The organism is Paenibacillus sp. FSL R7-0210 (assembly GCF_038009085.1).
GTDB lineage: Bacteria > Bacillota > Bacilli > Paenibacillales > Paenibacillaceae > Paenibacillus_AQ > Paenibacillus_AQ silagei.
Map to the genome: position 1 here is coordinate 7,269,253 of NZ_JBBPAR010000001.1, position 19,561 is coordinate 7,288,813.

General features: G+C 52.0%; 14 protein-coding genes. 12 read left to right on the forward strand and 2 right to left on the reverse strand.

Translation table 11 applies throughout. The annotated features are described in order from the left end of the window. Positions 1 to 11 precede the first annotated feature (11 nt). The 12 genes from MKY64_RS31065 to MKY64_RS31120 all read left to right on the forward strand — a co-directional run bounded on the left by MKY64_RS31065 (position 12) and on the right by MKY64_RS31120 (position 16,817). On the forward strand, positions 12 to 1,640 hold the full coding sequence (locus tag MKY64_RS31065; protein WP_340957817.1) for an alginate O-acetyltransferase AlgX-related protein: 1,629 nt from the start codon (positions 12 to 14) through the stop codon (positions 1,638 to 1,640). A gap of 284 nt (positions 1,641 to 1,924) precedes the next feature. Continuing rightward, a complete protein-coding gene (locus MKY64_RS31070; protein ID WP_340957819.1) occupies positions 1,925 to 2,971 on the forward strand; it encodes a glycosyltransferase family 2 protein in 1,047 nt (348 codons plus the stop codon). 106 nt (positions 2,972 to 3,077) lie between these two features. Next, positions 3,078 to 4,031: a glycosyltransferase family 2 protein gene (locus MKY64_RS31075; protein WP_340957821.1), complete on the forward strand. Its 954-nt coding sequence runs from the start codon at positions 3,078 to 3,080 to the stop codon at positions 4,029 to 4,031. Then, complete coding sequence (locus MKY64_RS31080; RefSeq protein WP_340957823.1) at positions 4,028 to 5,428, forward strand: undecaprenyl-phosphate glucose phosphotransferase; 1,401 nt, start codon at positions 4,028 to 4,030, stop codon at positions 5,426 to 5,428. The genes MKY64_RS31075 and MKY64_RS31080 overlap by 4 nt, the downstream gene beginning before the upstream one ends. A gap of 120 nt (positions 5,429 to 5,548) precedes the next feature. Then, the gene (locus tag MKY64_RS31085; RefSeq protein WP_209868286.1) at positions 5,549 to 6,415 is read left to right on the forward strand and encodes a phosphatidylinositol-specific phospholipase C/glycerophosphodiester phosphodiesterase family protein; all 867 of its coding nucleotides are present in this window, start codon (positions 5,549 to 5,551) and stop codon (positions 6,413 to 6,415) included. 166 nt (positions 6,416 to 6,581) lie between these two features. Next, positions 6,582 to 7,289: a heptaprenylglyceryl phosphate synthase gene (locus MKY64_RS31090; RefSeq protein ID WP_340958216.1), complete on the forward strand. Its 708-nt coding sequence runs from the start codon at positions 6,582 to 6,584 to the stop codon at positions 7,287 to 7,289. Positions 7,290 to 7,395: 106 nt separating this feature from the next. Further along, positions 7,396 to 9,765, forward strand: coding sequence for a DNA helicase PcrA (gene pcrA, locus MKY64_RS31095; protein ID WP_340957825.1), 2,370 nt, complete (start codon positions 7,396 to 7,398; stop codon positions 9,763 to 9,765). Positions 9,766 to 9,842: 77 nt separating this feature from the next. Then, positions 9,843 to 11,855, forward strand: coding sequence for an NAD-dependent DNA ligase LigA (ligA, locus tag MKY64_RS31100; RefSeq protein ID WP_076083548.1), 2,013 nt, complete (start codon positions 9,843 to 9,845; stop codon positions 11,853 to 11,855). Between the two features lie 303 nt (positions 11,856 to 12,158). Next, positions 12,159 to 13,880, forward strand: a complete 1,722-nt coding sequence (locus tag MKY64_RS31105) for an alkaline phosphatase (protein WP_445671738.1) — start codon at positions 12,159 to 12,161, stop codon at positions 13,878 to 13,880. A gap of 12 nt (positions 13,881 to 13,892) precedes the next feature. After that, positions 13,893 to 14,618, forward strand: a complete 726-nt coding sequence (locus MKY64_RS31110; protein WP_340957827.1) for an ABC transporter ATP-binding protein — start codon at positions 13,893 to 13,895, stop codon at positions 14,616 to 14,618. Continuing rightward, the gene (locus MKY64_RS31115; RefSeq protein WP_340957829.1) at positions 14,615 to 15,889 is read left to right on the forward strand and encodes an ABC transporter permease; all 1,275 of its coding nucleotides are present in this window, start codon (positions 14,615 to 14,617) and stop codon (positions 15,887 to 15,889) included. The genes MKY64_RS31110 and MKY64_RS31115 overlap by 4 nt, the downstream gene beginning before the upstream one ends. Positions 15,890 to 15,902: 13 nt before the next feature. Continuing rightward, entirely contained in the window at positions 15,903 to 16,817 is a 915-nt protein-coding gene (locus tag MKY64_RS31120; protein ID WP_340957830.1) for a hypothetical protein, read from the forward strand. 80 nt (positions 16,818 to 16,897) lie between these two features. On the opposite strand, the gene MKY64_RS31125 is transcribed toward MKY64_RS31120, so the two are convergent. Both MKY64_RS31125 and MKY64_RS31130 read right to left on the reverse strand, forming a co-directional pair. Next, positions 16,898 to 18,172: a molybdopterin-dependent oxidoreductase gene (locus MKY64_RS31125; protein WP_340957831.1), complete on the reverse strand. Its 1,275-nt coding sequence runs from the start codon at positions 18,170 to 18,172 to the stop codon at positions 16,898 to 16,900. A gap of 114 nt (positions 18,173 to 18,286) precedes the next feature. Next, positions 18,287 to 19,537, reverse strand: a complete 1,251-nt coding sequence (locus MKY64_RS31130) for an MFS transporter (protein WP_036721068.1) — start codon at positions 19,535 to 19,537, stop codon at positions 18,287 to 18,289. Positions 19,538 to 19,561: the final 24 nt, after the last annotated feature.

Here is a 19,561-nt window from a genome sequence, read left to right on the forward strand (position 1 = left end):
AAGATACCTCCGTGAGAAAATACTTTACGTTTGTAAATGCATTGTTACTGGTAGTGTTATTTCTAATTGTTGTCTTGATCAGCAAAGGTTATATAAACCGAGAGAAGTCAAATAATGAAGTGTCTGTTGCACTGCAATCAAATCATACAAATGAGTATATTCTATACTACGATACTGGTGAAGGTTTTTCTGAACAAAAAACGGTTAGTATAATGCTTGAAGGTTCAGAAGAAAAAAGCATTCTCAAATTTGCCCTACCAGAAGCGGCCAAGAATATTCAAAACTTAAGATTTGATTTGGGTGAGAGCCCAGAGGTTGATATCGTTATTTACTCAATAAAATATAAAAACAAATCTTTGCTAAGCAATTTAAAATCAAGTAATATGGTCGAGATTGAACCTAGTAAATCATCATTAAGAATAAAGACAACAGGGATAGACCCCTATGTTCATTTAGGTGATATTTCCGAGTTTTTGAATCAAGATGATTTTACAGTAGAAATAATGATATATGTGTTTTCGTTCCTTATTTCTCTTGTAATAGTATGGCTACTTATCGATTTGGACTTAGTAGGGAGTCATAAGAGATTTCGTTTTAACATAAACGTTTTACAAAGCGTGTCATTACTACTTATATTTTTGCCATTGCTAACAAAGGTGTTTTTTTCTGCAAATATTGCTTCGTCTGAAAATAGAAATTTGGCTTCAAAGCCAACGACTTCAATCACGAACTACAAACAATTTACAAAAGAATACGAGTCTTATTTTAATGATAATTTTGGTTTGCGTAGTGAACTAGTCAAATTGAACAGTAATATTAAATATCATATATTGAGCAAATCGACACATCCTAACGTCGTGATAGGGAAAAAAAGTTGGCTATTCTACTCAGCTGAAAAGTCTGTAGAAGATTATCAAGGAATGGTTAGATTTACGGATGCTGAGCTTGAAAGGATAGCTTCGAATCTTCAAGAAGCGAATAACGCTTCTGAAGCTTCAGGTGCTCAATTTATTTTTATAGTAGGCCCAAATAAACAAACAATTTATCCTGAATACATGCCGAGTAAGTATGTACGTTTTCAAAATGAAACTCGTTATGATCAGCTTTTAGAATATTTACGAGCTCACTCAAAAATAAATATTGTTGATGTTAGAGATACTCTGATTAGGGGTAAAGATGATTTCCAAACATATTATGCTACAGATACACATTGGAATGATTTTGGAGGATATTTGGCTTATGATAAATTAATGAATGCGTTACCTGCTTATCATCCTCATAGTCGAGAAGACTTTAGTATTTCCACTGTATCTTATAAGATGCAACTGGATTTAGCCCTTATGCTCTCTATGAAACTAGATGATACTATAGTTAGCTTAGTGCCTCAATTCAATAGAACATCCAATGTTATTCAATCGGATAATTACTTAACTTCATATTTAAACGAGTCACAGGGTGGGAAATTACTTATGTATCGTGATTCTTTTGGTGCAGCGATGATGCCTTATTTGGCGGATCACTTTAAATCGAGTATATTTTTAACCGACTTTAAAGTTGAAAAATCTAAAATAGCAGAAGAAAAACCAAGTATCATTGTTCTTGAGATTGTGGAGAGGAACCTTCCTTTGTTATTGTATTAAATGCGAAGATTTAAAAACCTCTCCCGCCGGCTATGTTGATCTTGTAGTTCCTATTGACTTTTTTATTCAGGGACTGCCTCATAATGTGCGTACTCACCGCCTATATTATATTTCAAAGCTACTATAAAAATAAAAATGCGGATTTAGGTATCTTTTAAGGTAGTCGAGAAAGTCTCGACTGCCTTCTTCTATATGCCCATCTTAGCGCTGTTTTCAGTGGTGAAATTCCAAATGTTAAAGGAGGTGACGTTCGGTTAATGAATATATGGAATTCGAGGTACCCCATGAAACTTAAAACGGTCAGTGTGCATATTGTTACTTATAACAGCGCAGATGATATAGCGGAATGTTTGTCGGCTGTGCTCAGCCAGGATTACCCGGTCAAAAAGATTGTAGTGGTGGATAATGCGTCCACGGATGGTTCGGCGGAGAAGGTGCGGGCGTTCTACCATGAGCGTAATAAGGATGCAGCGCTGCACACCGCAAAGCCAGCACATTCTGTGGATGCAGCAACAATTACAGCAGCAACCAGCTCAGGGGATGCTATCAACTGTATCCCGAGCCCAACCCTAGTCCTCCTAGAAAATGAACTTAACACCGGCTTCGCCCCTGCGCACAACCAGGCGATTGCCGGCACTACGACCGATTATGTGCTGGTGTTGAACCCGGATCTTACGCTGGCCCCGGACTATATATCCAAGCTGATCGCCAGAATGGAAGCCGATTCCCGGATCGGGAGTGCCACAGGCAAGCTGCTGCTGAAGGCGGATCATTCGCTGGTGGATAGTACCGGACTGCGGATGAATAGGGCGCGGAGGGCGTTTGACCGTGGAGCGGGAGAGCCTGCTGACCAGTGGAATGAGTCTGGTGAAGTATTGGGTGTCTCCGGTGCAGCGGCGATGTACTCGCGGCGGATGATTGAGGATATCAGCGTGGAGGGGGAGTTTTTCGACGCGGATTTTTTTGCGTATAAGGAAGATGTGGATGTGGCTTGGCGTGCGGAATTGTTCGGCTGGAAGGCCTACTATGATGCGGAAGCGCTAGGCTACCATGAGCGGGGGTGGAAGACGTCCGGCCGGAGTGGTAAAGCGATGTTCATCAAGCGGATCTCCTATATTAATCGGTATAAAATGATATACAAGAACGAGCCCTCCCGCACACTGCTGCTCACGCTGCTAAATTCTCTTCCTTACGAGATCGCCGCACATGGCTACTCGCTATTGAAAGAGCCTAAGCTGTTGGGAGCTTGGAAATCCTTTTTTGCACAGAGAGCAGCCCTGAAGCGCAAGCGCCGGTATATTCAGGAGAGAGTCAAGCCTGCCGGGGAATGACTGATAGCCTTGTAAAAACCTCCCTGAACAGGCGCTGCCTATCAGCGGGGTTTTTGTGTTATAATAATTGTCGATAGATTACTATATTTGTCAGGAGAGTATAGCAGTGAATGTAGATGTTAGTATATTGATTCTAAATTACAACACATGCCGCCTGACGATGGATTGTCTGAGGTCGGTGTATGATTCGGAGACAAGGTATTCCTATGAAATTATTCTAGTAGATAATAACTCCCAGGATAACTCGGTGGAGATGATAAGCAAGGAGTTCCCGGAGGTGCTGTTAATTGCTAATTCGGAGAATGTTGGCTTTGCCAAGGGGAATAACCAGGGGATGGAGGTTGCCTCCGGGCGTTATGTGCTGCTGCTCAATTCAGATACCGTGATCCGCAAGGATACACTGGAGACGATGCTTGCGTTCATGGACAGCCGCCTTGATCTTGGCGCGTCCGGGTGTAAGGTGATTCTGCCGGACGGGTCGCTCGATAAGGCCTGCCGGAGAGGGTTCCCGACCCCTTCTGCGTCGTTCTATTATGCCTTTGGCTTCAGTAAGCTGTTCCCGGACCGTCCGAAGTTCAACGGCTATCAGCTCGGCTATCTGGACCCGGATGACGAATATCCGGTAGATTGTCTGGTTGGAGCGTTCATGCTGCTGCGCCGGGAGACGATTGAGCAGGTGGGCGGGCTGGATGAAACCTTTTTCATGTATGGAGAGGATCTGGATTGGTGTTACCGGATCAAGGAAGCGGGCTGGGGGATTTATTATTATCCGCAGACGTCCATCGTACATCTGAAGGGTGGCAGCGCGCGCCGCAGACCATTCAAGATTGTGTATGAGTTTCACCGGGCCATGATTTTATTTCATAAGAAGCATTATAGCAGCCGCTACAACAGTATGATAAATGGAGCGGTCTATGCGGGCGTCGGCGTTAAGTTCACTCTGTCGCTGCTGCGCAACGCATTGATTGCCCCGCGTAAGGTACCTACACCCGCACAGAGTCTGAATGTTCCCGGGGAAGCTGGTATCCGCAATGAATCGAAGGCTGAGGTGAGATTATGATTCGCCGGAATCAAAAGTTTTTGACCCAACTATATATGGTAGCCGACTTTATCGTGATCCAGTTGTCCTTCCTTGCGGCCTGGTGGCTGAAGTTCAAGAGCGGCTTGCTGGAATCCTACCGGACGCTGCCTATAGAATCCTATGGGTACTGGAGTATTATCTATGGGGCCATAGCCATACTGATCGGTATTGTAGTGTCTCTATACTTGCCTAAGCGGAAGAAGCGGTTCATTGATGAATTCATCAAAATTTTTCAGGTACATGTTATGGGTATTTTTATTCTGCTTGGTCTAATGTTCTTCTTGAGAGAAATTGATATCTCCCGGCAATACCTGGCGATCTACATGGGCTTCAATATTCTATCCATTATGCTGTACCGTTATGTGCTGAAGAAGATGCTGAAGTCGCTGCGTGAAAAAGGCTTCAACCGCCAGTTCGTCCTGATTCTTGGAGCAGGCACATTGGGTAAAAGATTCTATAACAACCTGGAGCAGTATCCGGAGCTGGGCTATGAGGCCATCGGGTTCCTGGATGACTTCCATCAATGGGATGGCATTGAGGAGCAGCGGTATAAGCCGATTCTGGGCACTGTGGATCAGCTGGAGGCTATGCTGGAGATGCTCCCTGTCGATGAGGTGATTCTGGCGCTGCCGCTGGATGCCCACTCGAAATACCCGGCTATTATTGCAACTTGTGAGAAAGCCGGGATGCGGACGCTGATTATCCCCGACTTCTTCGATTACCTGCCGGCCCGTCCGTATTTCGATAACTTTGCCGGGATGCCGATGATTAATGTGCGCGATATTCCGCTGGATATGGCCGGGAACAAAATGGCAAAGCGTGCGTTTGATATTGTGTTCGCCTTGTTCGCCATTCTCATGCTGTCTCCGGTGATGCTGATTGTTGCGCTCGGAGTGCGTCTGACCTCACCCGGCCCGGTGATTTTCAAGCAGGAGCGGGTGGGGCTGAACCGCCGTAATTTCATGATGTACAAGTTCCGTTCCATGAAAATGCAGACGGACGGTGAGGTGGACACAGGCTGGAGCACGAAGGAAGATCCGCGCCGGACCCGCTTTGGTACGTTTATCCGCCGAACGAGTCTGGATGAGCTGCCGCAATTCTTCAACGTGCTGTTCGGGCAGATGAGTGTGGTTGGTCCGCGGCCGGAGCGCCCTTATTTTGTAGAGCAATTCCGCGGCGAGATTCCGAAGTATATGGTTAAGCATCATGTGCGGCCGGGGATTACCGGCTGGGCTCAGAGTAACGGTCTGCGCGGGGATACCTCGATTGAGGACCGGATCAAGCATGATATTTTCTATATCGAGAATTGGTCTCTGCTGTTCGATATCCGGATTATTGCCAAGACTATTCGTAATGGGTTTAAGAACGCTTATTAATACACGGTCTTATCTATATTCTATTCTCCGCTAAAAAACGGTTGCTGCCCCTTGAGGATGACACAGCCGTTTTTGCTTTTTTCAGCCGACTCTCTACTACTTGCAAAGGAGACTGCCATCATGAAGAGAACAAAGCTTATTGCTTCTATTACTATGATCGGGGCTGTTACACTTTTGCTTGTATTGATGCTTGGAGGAAAAGAAAAACAGCCAGCTACAGGCTTCGCGGCCCACAGAGTCATTGCCCATGCCATGGGCGGAATCAATGACAAGGCGTATACCAATACCAAGGACGCTTTTATTGCGAACTATGAGCAGGGGACCCGGATCTTTGAGGCGGACCTGCTGCTGACCAGTGATGAACAGCTCGTGGCCCGTCATGAATGGACTACAGGTATGAGTAAGAAACTGGGTCAACAGGAGGTTCTTCCTCCTGACAAGCAGGGAGAGGTGCTGACTCACGATGAAGTGATGAACAGCCCGGTGCTGGAGCTCTACTCTCCGCTGGATATTGAGAAAATCGTCAATCTGATGGAGATCTACCCGGATACCTATATTGTTACGGACACGAAGGAGCTGGAACCGGAACAGGTAACGAAGCAATTTCAGCTCATTGTAGAAGCCGCCCGGAAGAAGGACCCAGCGCTGCTGGAGCGGATTGTTCCGCAGATTTACAGCCGGGAGATGCTGGAGGTTGTGAAGCAGGTGTACGCTTTTCCGGAAATCATCTATACCCTATACCAGACTGAGGACAGCGACGAGGTGGTCATTGAATTCGTCAAGCAGACCGGCGTGGACATCACGATGCCGACAACCAGGGCTACCAAGAGCTTTGTGCGTAACTTGAAAAAAGCGGGCGCCAGAGTCTACGTGCATACCGTGAACGATGAGCAGGAGATTGTGGAGCTGTCCCGGCTGGGCGTCAACGGATTCTATACTGATTTTGTCCCGGAAAATGATTTGAACCGGATTAAGGGTCTCCGCTGATCGAGGAGAAGGCTAAGGCAAATATGCGAAAAAATGTTCGCATTTTGTTCTCTTTTAAATTGACACTCCCCTTCGTACTGACTTAGACTAGAGATACGGATTGTGCGTGCGCAGGAGTGTGTATATTCACTTAGATGAACAATGAGGATGGACAAAGATGAACGAGATGCGGCAAATGATCAGGCCATGGCGGCATGTATTCAAGCTGGACCCGGACCGTGTGCTTGGTGATAAGGAGCTGGCCGCTGTGTGCCAGTCGGGAACCGATGCGATTATCGTAGGCGGCTCTACTGGCGTGACTTATGAGAATACAGTGAGTTTGCTTGCGAGAATCCGGCAGTATGACCTGCCTTGCGCACTGGAGATCTCGGATCTGGAGGCCGCTGTGCCCGGTTTTGACCTGTATATGATTCCCATGGTGCTCAACACTGACGATACTTCATGGATTCTCGGCCATCACCGCCGGGCCATTGAACGCTTCGGCAGTCTGATCCCATGGGAATTGCTGCTGACAGAGGGCTATATTGTGCTGAACAGCGATTCCTCGGTAGCGCGCCTGACCGGTGCCGACTGCTCGCTCGATGCGGCTGGTGCGGGAGCCTATGCGCAGATTGCAGACAAGCTGATGAACCTCCCGGTGGTCTACCTTGAATATAGCGGACGTTACGGAGATCTGGAGATTGTGCGCGAGGTCAGGGAAGTGGTTGAGCACAGCCAGCTTTTCTACGGAGGCGGAATTACAGGTCCAGAGGAAGCCATGCATGTAGCCGCACTATGTGATACAGTAGTGGTCGGCAATATTATTTATAGCAATGTGGAACAAGCGCTGTTGACGGTCCAGGCTGTGCGGGATACCCCGCCGATGGACTGGTAGAGTTTATAGATCATGTCCGAATGTTCACCGCAGCGACGACCAAGCTTCGAGTTCAAACCTTAAGTGCGTCTTATATAACTTATATTCAGAAAGGAGCATGTAACACATGCAACTTGTTAACATACAGGACGCCGTAAGCCGTCTGAATCCCCCGCAGCGTCAGGCTGTAGAAGCAACTGAAGGACCCCTGCTAATCATGGCTGGCGCGGGCAGCGGCAAGACCCGGGTGCTGACCCACAGGATAGCCTGGCTGATTGCGAACCGCAAGGCACCGCCTTGGGCGATTCTGGCGATTACGTTTACCAATAAGGCCGCCCGGGAGATGCAGGATCGTGTCTCCAAGCTGGTAGGGCCGGAGGGCCGGGATATTTGGGTATCCACTTTTCACTCCATGTGTGTGCGGATTCTGCGGAAGGATATCGATCAGATCGGTTTCACCTCGAATTTCTCCATTCTGGATTCGACAGACCAGCTGTCCGTCATCCGCAATTGTATGAAGGATCTCGACATCGACACCAAGAAGTTCGAGCCGAAGGCCATCCAGGCCGTCATCAGCACGAACAAGAATGAGCTGATTACACCGGCGCAGTATGAGCAGAAGGTTGGCGATTATTTTGAAGGCCTGGTGGCTAAGGTGTATTCCAAATACCAGCACCGGCTGAGAAGCAATAACTCTCTGGATTTCGATGATCTGATTATGAAGACGATCGAGCTGTTCAAGGAGAAGCCGGATGTACTGGATTTCTATCAGAAGAAGTTCAAGTATATTCATGTTGATGAGTACCAGGATACGAACCGTGCGCAGTACATGCTCTGCAGGATGCTGGCTGAAGGCCATCACCGGATCTGCGTGGTCGGGGACAGTGACCAGTCGATCTACCGCTGGCGCGGGGCGGATATCTCGAACATTCTGAACTTCGAAGAGGATTACCCCGAAGCCCAGACGATTCTGCTGGAGCAGAATTATCGTTCCACCTCGAACATTCTGAATGCCGCCAACGGCGTAATTGCCCTCAATACGGGCCGCAAGCCGAAGAAGCTGTGGACCGACTCCGATGAAGGCGCGAAGATTAAGGTGTTCCGAGGTGACACTGAGCATGACGAAGGATATTTCGTCACCGGGGAGATCAGCAAGAATGTGAAGCAGGGACAGGCTTACCAGAACCATGCGATTCTGTACCGTACGAACGCCCAGTCCCGTGTAATAGAAGAAATTCTGATCAAATCAGATATTCCCTACCAGATCGTCGGGGGGATCAAGTTCTACGACCGTAAAGAAATCAAGGATCTGCTGGCGTATCTCCGCCTGCTGTCCAATCCTGATGATGATATCAGCCTGACGCGGATTATCAATGTTCCGAAGCGCGGGCTGGGGGATACAACTGTTGGGAAGCTTGCGGCAGCGGCTGCTGGCCAGGGCGTCTCGATTTTCCGGGCGCTGCAGACGGTGGATGATCTCGGGTTCGCCGGACGCACCCGCAACACGCTGGTGGAATTCTACGATATGATCGAAGCCCTGCACCGGATGGTGGAATTCCTCTCGGTGACAGAGCTGACTGAGAAGATTCTCGAGCTGTCGCAGTACCGCCTTGAATTGCAGAATGAGAATACGCTGGAGTCCCGTTCACGCCTGGAGAACATTGACGAGTTCCTGTCCGTTACGATGGAATTCGAGAAGAACAATGAAGACAAGTCGCTGGTCTCCTTCCTGACCGATCTGGCGCTGGTTGCGGATATCGACAGCGTGAATGATGAAGAAGAACGCAGTGATGCGGTGGTGCTGATGACGATGCACAGCGCGAAGGGGCTGGAGTTCCCGACCGTCTTCATCATCGGGATGGAGGAAGGGGTGTTCCCGCACAGCCGTGCCTTCCAGGACAATGATGAACTGGAAGAAGAACGCCGGCTGGCGTATGTGGGCATTACCCGTGCGGAGAAGCAGCTGTTCCTCAGCTGCGCACGGATGCGCACGTTGTTCGGGCGGACGAACGCGAATGCGCCGTCCCGCTTCCTGGAGGAGATTCCGGAGGAGCTGAAGGAAGATACCGTCCGTGAATCGGACCGCTTCCGGCGCGGAGGCGCGGAGGCAGGCGGTGCCTATGGCGGCCGGGGCTTCGGCGGAAGCGGAGGCAGCCGGGGGAACTTCGGCAGCCGCACCGCTGCTGCCGGGAACGCGCCGGGAGGCGGCGGGTCCGCCAGCTTCGGCAGCGGCAGCTCGGCAAGCGCGGTGCCAGGCGCGGGCCGTGTGGTGGTGACGACCGGAGGCGCGCAGCGCACGACGGGCGGGGCCGGGGCGGCTGCGGAGGCCGGAGGCTTCAAGGCGGGCGACAAGGTCGCCCACGGCAAATGGGGCACCGGCACCATTGTATCCGTGAAGGGCAGCGGCAACGATACGGAGCTGCAGATTGCCTTCCCGGCGCCGGTAGGCGTTAAGCGGCTGCTGGCCGGCTTTGCGCCGATCACCAAAGTTGAATAAATCAAGCTTGCGATTAACGGCAGTGCTTTTGGATCACGCTAACCGTAGGAAACCTATTTGACGGAGGGATATGCCGGATGGATATGATGTTCACGATGGAAGAGCTTGTAGCCGAGCTGAATCAATACAATTATCACTACTATACGCTGGATGCTCCACAGATCAGTGACAAGGAATACGATGTGCTCTACGACAAACTGGTGGCGCTGGAAGCGGAGAGCGGAATTGTATTGCCGCATTCCCCGACCCAGCGGGTAGGCGGGGAGCTCCTGAAGGGCTTCACACCGCATCGCCATCTGGCACCGCTGTGGAGTCTGGACAAGGCGCAGAATATTGAACAGCTCCGTACCTGGAACACCCGTGTGCTGAAGCTGGTGAATGATTATAATACCAAGAACCCGGAGAATCCGCTGCCGGAGCCGTGTTATGCTGTAGAGCTGAAGTTCGACGGCCTGACGCTGAACCTGACCTATCGTGATGGGGCGCTTGTACAAGCAGCTACCCGTGGCAACGGGGTGACAGGTGAGGGGATTCTGGCTCAGGTGAAGACGATCAAGTCCGTTCCGCTGAATATTCCGTTCAAGGAAGGCGTTATTGAAGTGCAGGGCGAGGGGATTATGAACCTGTCGGTACTGGCGGATTATAATACCCGCGCAGCAGAGCCGCTAAAGAATGCACGCAACGGTGCGGCGGGCGCGCTGCGCAACCTGAATCCGAAGATGACTGCCGACCGCAGGCTGAATGCTTTCTTTTATAATGTGGGGTATGCAGAAGGCGTACAGTTCGCCGATCATCAGGAGATGATGGATTTCCTGCGCAGCAACCGGTTCAAGGTTAACCCTTACCTCAACTACTTCAGCAATTTCGATGATGTAACCGAGCAACTGGCAGAGATTGAAGAGAGCCGTTCCGGTCTGGATTATCTGATTGACGGAGCGGTCATTAAGGTTACTGATTTCCGTATTCGTGAAGCGCTGGGTTATACGGATAAGTTCCCGCGATGGGCCGTTGCTTATAAATTCGAGGCGGAAGAGACCACAACCATTCTGGAATCTGTAAGCTGGAATGTCGGACGCACCGGCAAAGTAACTCCACTCGCGCGGGTGGAGGCTGTAGAACTAGCCGGGGTTACGGTGCAGAACTGCACCCTTAACAACGTGGGCGATATTGAGCGCAAGAATCTGAAGTTTGCCCTCGGCACACGGGTGTTCATCCGCCGCTCCAATGATGTCATCCCCGAGATTCTGGGCAAGGTGACAGAAGAGAGTGACGGCGGGGAGATTATCTTCCCCGAAGAGTGTCCGGCCTGCGGGTTCCCGCTGGAGATGCGCGGCGCTCATCTGTTCTGCAACAACAAGCTTGACTGCAAGCCGCAGATTGTCAGCCGGATTACCCATTTTGCCTCCAGAGATGCCATGGATATCGAGACGTTCAGTGAGAAGACAGCGGCTCAGCTGCATGAGGAGCTTAGTGTACGGGAGCCTGCGGATCTGTATGAGCTAACCTTCGACCAGCTGGTGAAGCTGGAGCGGTTCGGAGAGAAGAAGGCGGCGAATCTGCTGAAGGCACTCGAAGACAGCAAAGGCAGAGATCTGGCATCCTTCCTCTATGCACTCGGTATTCCTAATACCGGCAAAGCCACGACAAGAATGCTGGCCGACCATTACCGCAGTCTGGAAGCTGTCATGTCTGCTACCGCGGAGGAGTTGGCCGGACTGCCGGATATCGGGGGAATTGTGGCGGAGAGCATCGTGAATTATTTTGCCGATCCGTTCGTAGTGGTTAGTATCGACCGTATGCGGGCGCTGGGGGTAGAGGCCAAGGCTCCTGAAGCTCCGCGTGTAGTTAATACCAATACCTATTTCAGCGGCAAAACAGTCGTCCTCACCGGTTCCCTGCAAAAAATGACCCGCGAGGAAGCCGCCGAACGTCTGGAGGCTCTGGGGGCGAAGGTATCCGGCAGCGTCTCCAAGAAGACGGATCTGGTCATCGCCGGGGAGAAGGCAGGCAGCAAGCTGGCCAAAGCCCAGCAGCTCGGCATTCAAGTCATTGAGGATGAAGACGAGCTGATCCGGCTGCTAGAGATGTAAGAGAATATATAGGTCCTGTGTTTCCTTTGCTTATGGGCGGAGGGGCGCAGGGCTTTTTTTGATGTATAGGAAATCGAAAAACCGACCTCATTGCGCCAAGCAATGGCGAACGGGCCGGATGTACAGGGGAAGTCACCAGCATTTGTTACCCGGTAGGCTGATTTTGTTTTGCAGACGGCTACCCTTCCGCTTTCATGTGAACATTTGATAATTTAATACAACTCCATACTTATTTTGACAATTAGTTAATCTTTCCAAGGTAAGCTTGGGATTAGAACCGTCACAATGAGGAAGGGGTATATGATGAACAAGTTAATGAGGGGCATGATTTTTGGAGGATTGGCGGCAGCCGTAGTATCAGGAGCAACCCTTGCAGGTGCGGCCAAGAGCCCGGCTAATTCCGGGGGCGCTGCCAAGGCCCAGTCTAAGAATCTTATCGTTCTGATCGGCGACGGCATGGGCCCGGCCCAAGTGTCTGCGGCAAGATATTTTCAGCAATATACCAAGGGTGTCAAGCACCTGAACCTCGATCCATACTACGTGGGACAAGCTACTACATATGCAGACCGGGGAGAGGACAGCGGTAAAATCGTATCCGGGATCGTCACAGACTCCGCCTCAGCCGGTACTGCATTTGCTACGGGCCATAAAACCTACAATGCGGGCATCAGCGTCTCTAATGAGGATGTCTCAAGACCCTTTGCTTCTATAATCGAAGCTGCGGAGAGCGCAGGCAAGGCCACCGGCCTTGTGACCACTGCCCGTATCACCCATGCCACACCTGCCGTGTACGCTTCCCATGTCCGTAACCGTGACAATGAATCGGCGATTGCCTCACAGTACCTGGAGAGCGGCGTGGATGTGCTGATGGGCGGCGGGAAGCAGTTCTTCCTGACTAAGGATGAGAAGGGCAAACGTACGGATAAGAACCTGCTGCCTGACTTCAAAGCCAAAGGCTATACGGTCGTTGAGAATACCACAGCCTTAAATACACTCACTTCCAAGAATACCAAGGTGTTAGGCTTGTTCGGCAACTCCCATGTGGCTTATACGCCAGACCGCACTCCGGAAATTCCAAGCCTCTCGGCGATGACCTCCAAAGCACTGAATATTCTGTCCGCCGATAAAGACGGCTTCGTCATGATGATTGAAGGCGGGCGTATCGACCATGCCGGTCATGCCAACGATCTGCCGACCCTGGTGCAGGAAGCGCTCGACTTTGACGCAGCCTTCAAGACAGCGGTTGATTTTGCGAAGAAAAACGGCAACACCTCCGTGGTGGTTACTGCTGACCATGAGACAGGCGGCCTCTCACTCTCGCGTGACAATATCTATGAGATCAACATCGATCTGTGGAACAAGCAAAAGCACTCCTCTGAGAGTCTGGCAGCCGATCTTGAAGCAGCGCAGACACCGGAAGAGATCCGCAAAATCGTAACGGCAAACACCTGGATTACAGATCTGACGGATGAGGAAGTTACCCAGATTATGAACGGTGACGGTTCTTCGTACAAACGGGAAGGCGCTTATAATGCAGTGATTTCCAAGCGCCTGCTGGTCGGCTGGTCGGGTCACGGCCACTCTGCGGTGGATGTTGGGGTGTGGGCGTATGGCCCGATTGCTGACAAAGTGAAGGGACAGATCGACAATACGCAGATCGCAACTATGGGAGCGGGAATACTGGGACTGGATCTGAACAAGCGTTCAGCAGAGCTGCAGTCGAAATATGTTTATCCGAAATTCAAAATCAGCCGCGACAATGAAGTGCTCTATCCGGCTCAGGCTCTGGTAAAGGCGCTTGGAGGAACCTATACAGGGAGCACTTCTGCTGCCAAGCTTACTATTGGAAAGAATACCATCGAGGTCGATCTGACCGGGAAAACAGCGAAGCTGAACAGCAAAGCGGCCGCATACACGGTGGATGTGGATAACAACGTACTCTACCTTCCGCTTAGTGCGTTCAACCAGTTGAAGGGCACGACCTTAACCTGGGATGCGCTGTCCGAACGCATTGTGCTCAGATAGGAGTGGCTCCTATTGCTTCAGATTCAGAATTTGACCAAACAATTCAAAGTGGACGGCAGAGCTGTGCCGATCCTCGATATCCCCCGGTGGAATGTTGAAAAAGGAGAGCGTGTAGCCATTACCGGACCCAGCGGGTCCGGTAAAAGCACGCTTTTGCATCTGATCAGCGGCATTATGAGTGCAGACAGCGGCAGAATTACCGTAGATGGGCAGCCGCTTCACGAGTTAACTGAGGCGAAGCGCGATGCCTTTCGTGCTTCTGCTATAGGCTATGTGCTTCAAGACTTCCATCTGATTCCTTCGCTGACCGCGCGGCAGAATGTCGAGATTGCCATGACGGCCCGGCTTCCGCAAAAGGAGAGACGGCGCATAGTGGACGGCTGGCTGGAGCAGGTGGGCCTGGGGGGCCGCGGAAGGCATCTGCCTTCCCAGCTCTCACGCGGGCAGCAGCAGCGCGTTGCTATTGTAAGGGCCATGATCAATCACCCGCCGCTTCTGCTGGCAGATGAACCGACAGGCAGCTTGGACTGGGAGACGGCCGATGAGATATCCTCTCTGCTCCTGGAGCTTAGCAAGGCCCATGGACACACCTTAATCGTGGTAACCCATGACCTCAATATGGCTGAACGGTTTCCGCGCCGCTTGAACATTCACGATATCAATGAAGTACGCCGGGAGGTATTAGCCCGGCAGCGGTCTTCGTTCAGCGGGATAGACAGGGAGGGGATTTCACTATGAGCCTGTTCCGGCTCACCCTCCGCAATGTGCTGCACCGGCGGTTCCTGTCTCTGCTTACCGTGTGTGCTGTGGCGATTACAGTTGCCTTTATTGTGTTACTTGTCCTGTCCCGGCAGAGTGTAGAGCAGGGAGCCAAGAAAGGCTATGGCCCCTTTGATCTTGTCATAGGCGCAGCGGGCAGTGAGACACAGCTGGTACTCAATACCTTTTATCATATCGGCGCGCCAACCGGGAATATCCCGCTTGCTGTATTGGATGAGGCACGGCGGGACCCGTCTGTGGAAGCTGCCTTTGCGATGACTACGGGCGACAACTACAAGGGCTATCCGATTGTCGGGATAGATTCCGGGTATTTCTTCACCCGTTACGGTGGCAGCAGACTGCAGGAAGGCAAGATGTATGCCGATACTGGTGATACGATTGTAGGCTCATACGTGGCCCGGTCGCTTGGACTGAAGGTAGGCGATACCTTTGCGGGGGCGCATGGACTTGTACAGGGAGAAGACCACGAATCCGCAGCGGCTGAGCATGAAGGGGATCATGAGGCCGAAGAAGCAGGAGGACATGCGGCAGCCGAAGATGAGGGGACGGGAGAGCAAGCCGGGCATGCTCATGAGGATTTTCGATACAGAGTAGCGGGTATTCTTCCAGAACTCCATACTCCAGATGACCGGGCGGTCTTTACGACAGTTGACTATGCCTGGGCTGTACACGGGCTGTCTCCTGAGGAACGGGAGATTACGGCGGTGCTGGTTAAGCCGGCCAGTCTGCTGGGGGCCCATGATTTGAAGCAGGCGTTCGATGGCAGCAATGGTGTCCAGGCGGCGTATACCAGCAAGGCCGTGTCCGAGGTGTTGAATGCAGTGGATCAGGGCTCCCGGCTGCTGGGGATGCTGACGGCCATATGTGTGCTGCTCGCAGGTATTGCGATTCTATTATCTCTCGTTGCAGCAGCCTCAGAGCGTACCAAGGATGTCGGAATACTGCGTCTTCTCGGAAAATCACGGGCCTACGTATGGCTCTCCCTAACCACAGAAGGCCTGCTGGTAACAGCAACCGGACTCATCGCGGGGCTTGTGACCGGTCATCTCGGAGCCTATCTGCTCAAGGACATGCTGTTCTCGCAGGCGGGCATTCAAATCGAGCCTTACCATTGGACACCGGAGCATTGGTTTATTGTGCTTGGGGCGTTGGCTATAGGTCTGCTGTCCTCGCTTGGACCGGCCTTCCGGATGTACCGGATGCATCCGCTCGCCTTGTTCAAATCATAGGAGGTACGTTCAATTGATACGACTACAAGGAAGAATGCTTCTGCTGTCGGGAGCTGTGACAGGTATGCTGCTGCTTCAGGCATGTGGCCAGAATACTGCTGCTAATGGGAACGGGGAGTCCTTTGCGGCGGTGGTGGAAGCTCCGCAGAGCACTGAGGAAGTCACGGCGGAGGCTGAGTCGTCCGCATCCCCTTCCCCGCAGGCCCCTGCTCCAGTTGCCGAGGGCGGAGTTGCTGCATCCGCTGCTCCATCCAAAGGTACGGATACCGGGACCAAGGTGACGGTTACGTTCAAGCCGTCTCCATCGCCTACTGCTGCACCTGTTGGAACGGCTACCCGGAAGCCCTCCGGAAAGAATGTAACCATTACGCCGAGTCCGGCCGCCTCTTCTTCTGTACAAAGCCCCCGCCCAGCGGCAGCGTCTAAGGGTACCGGGGGGAGCAGCGCTGAAGCAGAACCCGTCAAGGCTGGATCTGCTCCGGCATTGAGCGTATCCCCATCACCGTCACCGTCACCGTCTGCGGCAGCGGCAGCGGCAGCGGCTACCGTGAGTGCTGCCTCCACAGGGAATAAGGCCATAGACTGGAACGGTTTTTTTGACGGAGACGATCAGACCCGGCCCTCAGAGCACTTCTGGGATCTTAGCGGACAGCAGGTTACCATTAAGGGCTTCATGGGTGAGGTCCTTTCTTTTGAGAAAAACTGGTTTCTGCTTATTCCCGAACCGGGTGCAGAGTGTCCGTTCGATAATGGGGATGAGACCTACTGGAACAAGATTATGATCGTGTTTGTTCCTGAAGGCAGTAAGCTCCGCTACACCTCTGGTCCGCTGGAAATATCGGGGCGTCTGGATGTCGGAATCAAGATTGACGAGTCCGGCTACAAAACCATGTTCCGCCTGTACGACGCTTCCTTCAAAAGCCTGTGATCCATTAAGCAAGAACAAAAAACCTCCAAATCCCGGATTGGGAAAGGAGGTTTTTTCTGAAATAGAGGACAGAAGCTACATTACACCCGCTTCGCACCCGGCAGCCAGGCATCTTTATCGTATCCCCGCTGTTCCCAGTACCCGATATAATCTTCATTGATTAACTCAATCCGGTTCAGCCATTTGACTGATTTGTAGGCATACATTTGCGGAGTAACGAGGCGAACCGGCCCGCCGAGCTGATTGGGGATAGGTTTGCCATCGTGCATCACGGCCACCATGATATCGTCCATCCTCGCCTGATCCAGAGTGAGTGAGTCCGTATAGACACCGTCTCCCGAGTAGAACTTGACCATGACGGCCCCAGGCTGCACACCGGCCATATCGAGCAGCTTCGAGAGGGGGAGGCCCTCCCATGTATTTTTGTACACAGACCAGCCTGTTACGCAGTGAAAATCACTGACCTGCACCTCGCGCTGCAGCTTGACGAACTCTTCCCAGTTCCAGCTCAGCTTCTTATCCACCAGGCCATCAATGGTAAAAGACCAGTTGGAGTTGTCGAACGCGGGAATGGCCGTGACCGTATATACGCGAAAGCTGCCCTCGGCTCCCCCGCCGATAGGAGGTGCCGATTCCGCCAGCGGAATAGGATCGGGAACCAATGCATTGGCATTGCTTGCCGCATAGTCAGCTGTGCCGGGAAACTGCAGGGATTTACCGATCCAGCGGACAAAAGTGGGACCGAGCGTGACAGCAAGCCCTGCGCCTACCGCAACCTTAATGAACCCGCGGCGTGAATACATAGGCTGGGCTTCAGAAGGAGCCGTGCGCCGAGCCCGTCCTGCGGGAGAAGAGGCCTCTTCAACAGGTACAGCTTCTGCCACAATCGTGCGCTTCTTGGGCTCCTTCAGCCACTTCACCCGTGTAATGGAGTGATAGATGATGACTGGCAGGCCGACCCAGGTCAGCAGATCATGAATGAATAACGCAGTATTCGCTGCTCTCGGCCCGGCAAGCCTGAACTGCCAGAGCACAACCCCTGAGATCAGCCAGCCGATCAAAAGCGTCAGCACGAAGAGGACGTTGGCTTTTTGCGCAGGTTTACCCTTGAGCCGCTTCCAGTGCTTCGCCGCCAGGAGCAGATAATAGACCACAGGGATCAACAGCGCCAGACCGAACACGATATGGCCCCATTTCAGCCACACTCTGCCCTCACCCAGCAGCTCTCTCCAGAAGCCGCCTACCAGCATTAGACCACTAACGGCAAGGATTAAGACCAGCCAGGCATTCCACAAGTGAATCGAGACGAGCTTCTTTCCGTATCCTTTGCGAAGGGGTGTAAGTAAGTTTTTCAAGCGCTTAGCCTCCTCTGGTGCCTCCACCTTAGAGTGATTAATTCAAGTTTCAACTAATTGTACCGCAAAAAGTGTCCCTTGAATAATTCTCTGCCGTTATCCAGATTCAGCGGATTATTCCGCTGCCCATTCCTCCAGCTTCTTGTCGCCGGGCAGCAGCAGGGCCAGCAGACCGAGCAGCGGCAGGAAGCCGCAGGCCACGAACACCGTGGCTATTCCGATCGTGTCGATCAGATGCCCAATTACGACAGAGCCAATTCCGCCAAGCCCGAAGGCAAGGCCGGTAATCAGACCCGAGACCGTACCGATATTGCCTGGATACAGCATCTGCGCGTAGATCACAGTGACGGAGAAGCTGGATAATAGAATGAACCCGGAGATGATCAGCAGCACGGCCGCCCAGAACTGGTTCACAAAAGGCAGGGCCAGCGCAAAAGGCACCGTCCCGATCATCGACACCAGAATAAGATTACGGCGGCCGAAGCGGTCTGCCAGCGGGCCCCCGAAGAAGGTGCCGACAGCGCCGGCAGCGAGATAGATGAAGATATAGATCTGAGCCTTATCCAGCGTCATCCCGTATTTGTCCATTAGATAGAAGGCATAATACCCGCCGATGGAGGCGCCGTACCAGGATCGCACGAATACGATGAAGACCAGAATAACCGTTGTAATCAGAATACGTTTGCTGCGGGCAGGGTCGATAGAGCGTGACGCTGACTTTTTGCGGAAGGTGTATCCGGCATCCAGCATCTCTCGGTACCAGCGGGCCACATAGGCCTGGATGGCGACTCCGGCAGCGGCGATAACGGTGAAGCCGAGAGCGCCCATCTGACCGAAGGGAATGAATACCCACTTCATTAATAGAGGACCCAAGGCCTGGCCGGCGTTGCCGCCCACCTGAAATATGGATTGCGACAGCCCCTTGCGCTGACCGGCAGCCATATGAGCCACACGCATCCCTTCCGGATGGAACGCAGCTGATCCGAAGCCCACAAGCATTACGGATACAATCACTAATACATAATTACCTGCAAAAGCGAGCAGGAACACCCCGGCAAAGGTACAGCACATCCCCAGCGGGAGCAGGATCGGACGCGGCTTCCGGTCAGCGGCGAAGCCGATAATAGGCTGAATCACCGAAGAGGTGAGATTCAGCGCGAACGCAATCCAGCCGATCTGGGCATAAGAGAGCACCAGGTTATCCTTTAATACAGGGAACATCGCCGGAATCAGTGCCTGAATGGAATCATTGAATAAATGAACAAAGCTGACAGCAAGCAAAATACGGTAGATGGTAGCCTGCTGCAGATTTCGTGATTCCCCCAGAGGGCCGGGTGGAGCTTGAGGCAGGGTCTTGTTGGACATTTGAACTCCTTTCAGGAACAGTTA

Coding starts and splice junctions, on each gene's coding strand:
- MKY64_RS31070 (WP_340957819.1), top strand. CDS start 1,925: ATGAAACTTAAAACGGTCAGTGTGCATATTGTTACTTATAACAGCGCA.
- MKY64_RS31080 (WP_340957823.1), top strand. CDS start 4,028: ATGATTCGCCGGAATCAAAAGTTTTTGACCCAACTATATATGGTAGCC.
- MKY64_RS31085 (WP_209868286.1), top strand. CDS start 5,549: ATGAAGAGAACAAAGCTTATTGCTTCTATTACTATGATCGGGGCTGTT.
- MKY64_RS31090 (WP_340958216.1), top strand. CDS start 6,582: ATGCGGCAAATGATCAGGCCATGGCGGCATGTATTCAAGCTGGACCCG.
- pcrA (WP_340957825.1), top strand. CDS start 7,396: ATGCAACTTGTTAACATACAGGACGCCGTAAGCCGTCTGAATCCCCCG.
- ligA (WP_076083548.1), top strand. CDS start 9,843: ATGGATATGATGTTCACGATGGAAGAGCTTGTAGCCGAGCTGAATCAA.
- MKY64_RS31105 (WP_445671738.1), top strand. CDS start 12,159: ATGAACAAGTTAATGAGGGGCATGATTTTTGGAGGATTGGCGGCAGCC.
- MKY64_RS31115 (WP_340957829.1), top strand. CDS start 14,615: ATGAGCCTGTTCCGGCTCACCCTCCGCAATGTGCTGCACCGGCGGTTC.
- MKY64_RS31130 (WP_036721068.1), bottom strand. CDS start 19,537: ATGTCCAACAAGACCCTGCCTCAAGCTCCACCCGGCCCTCTGGGGGAA.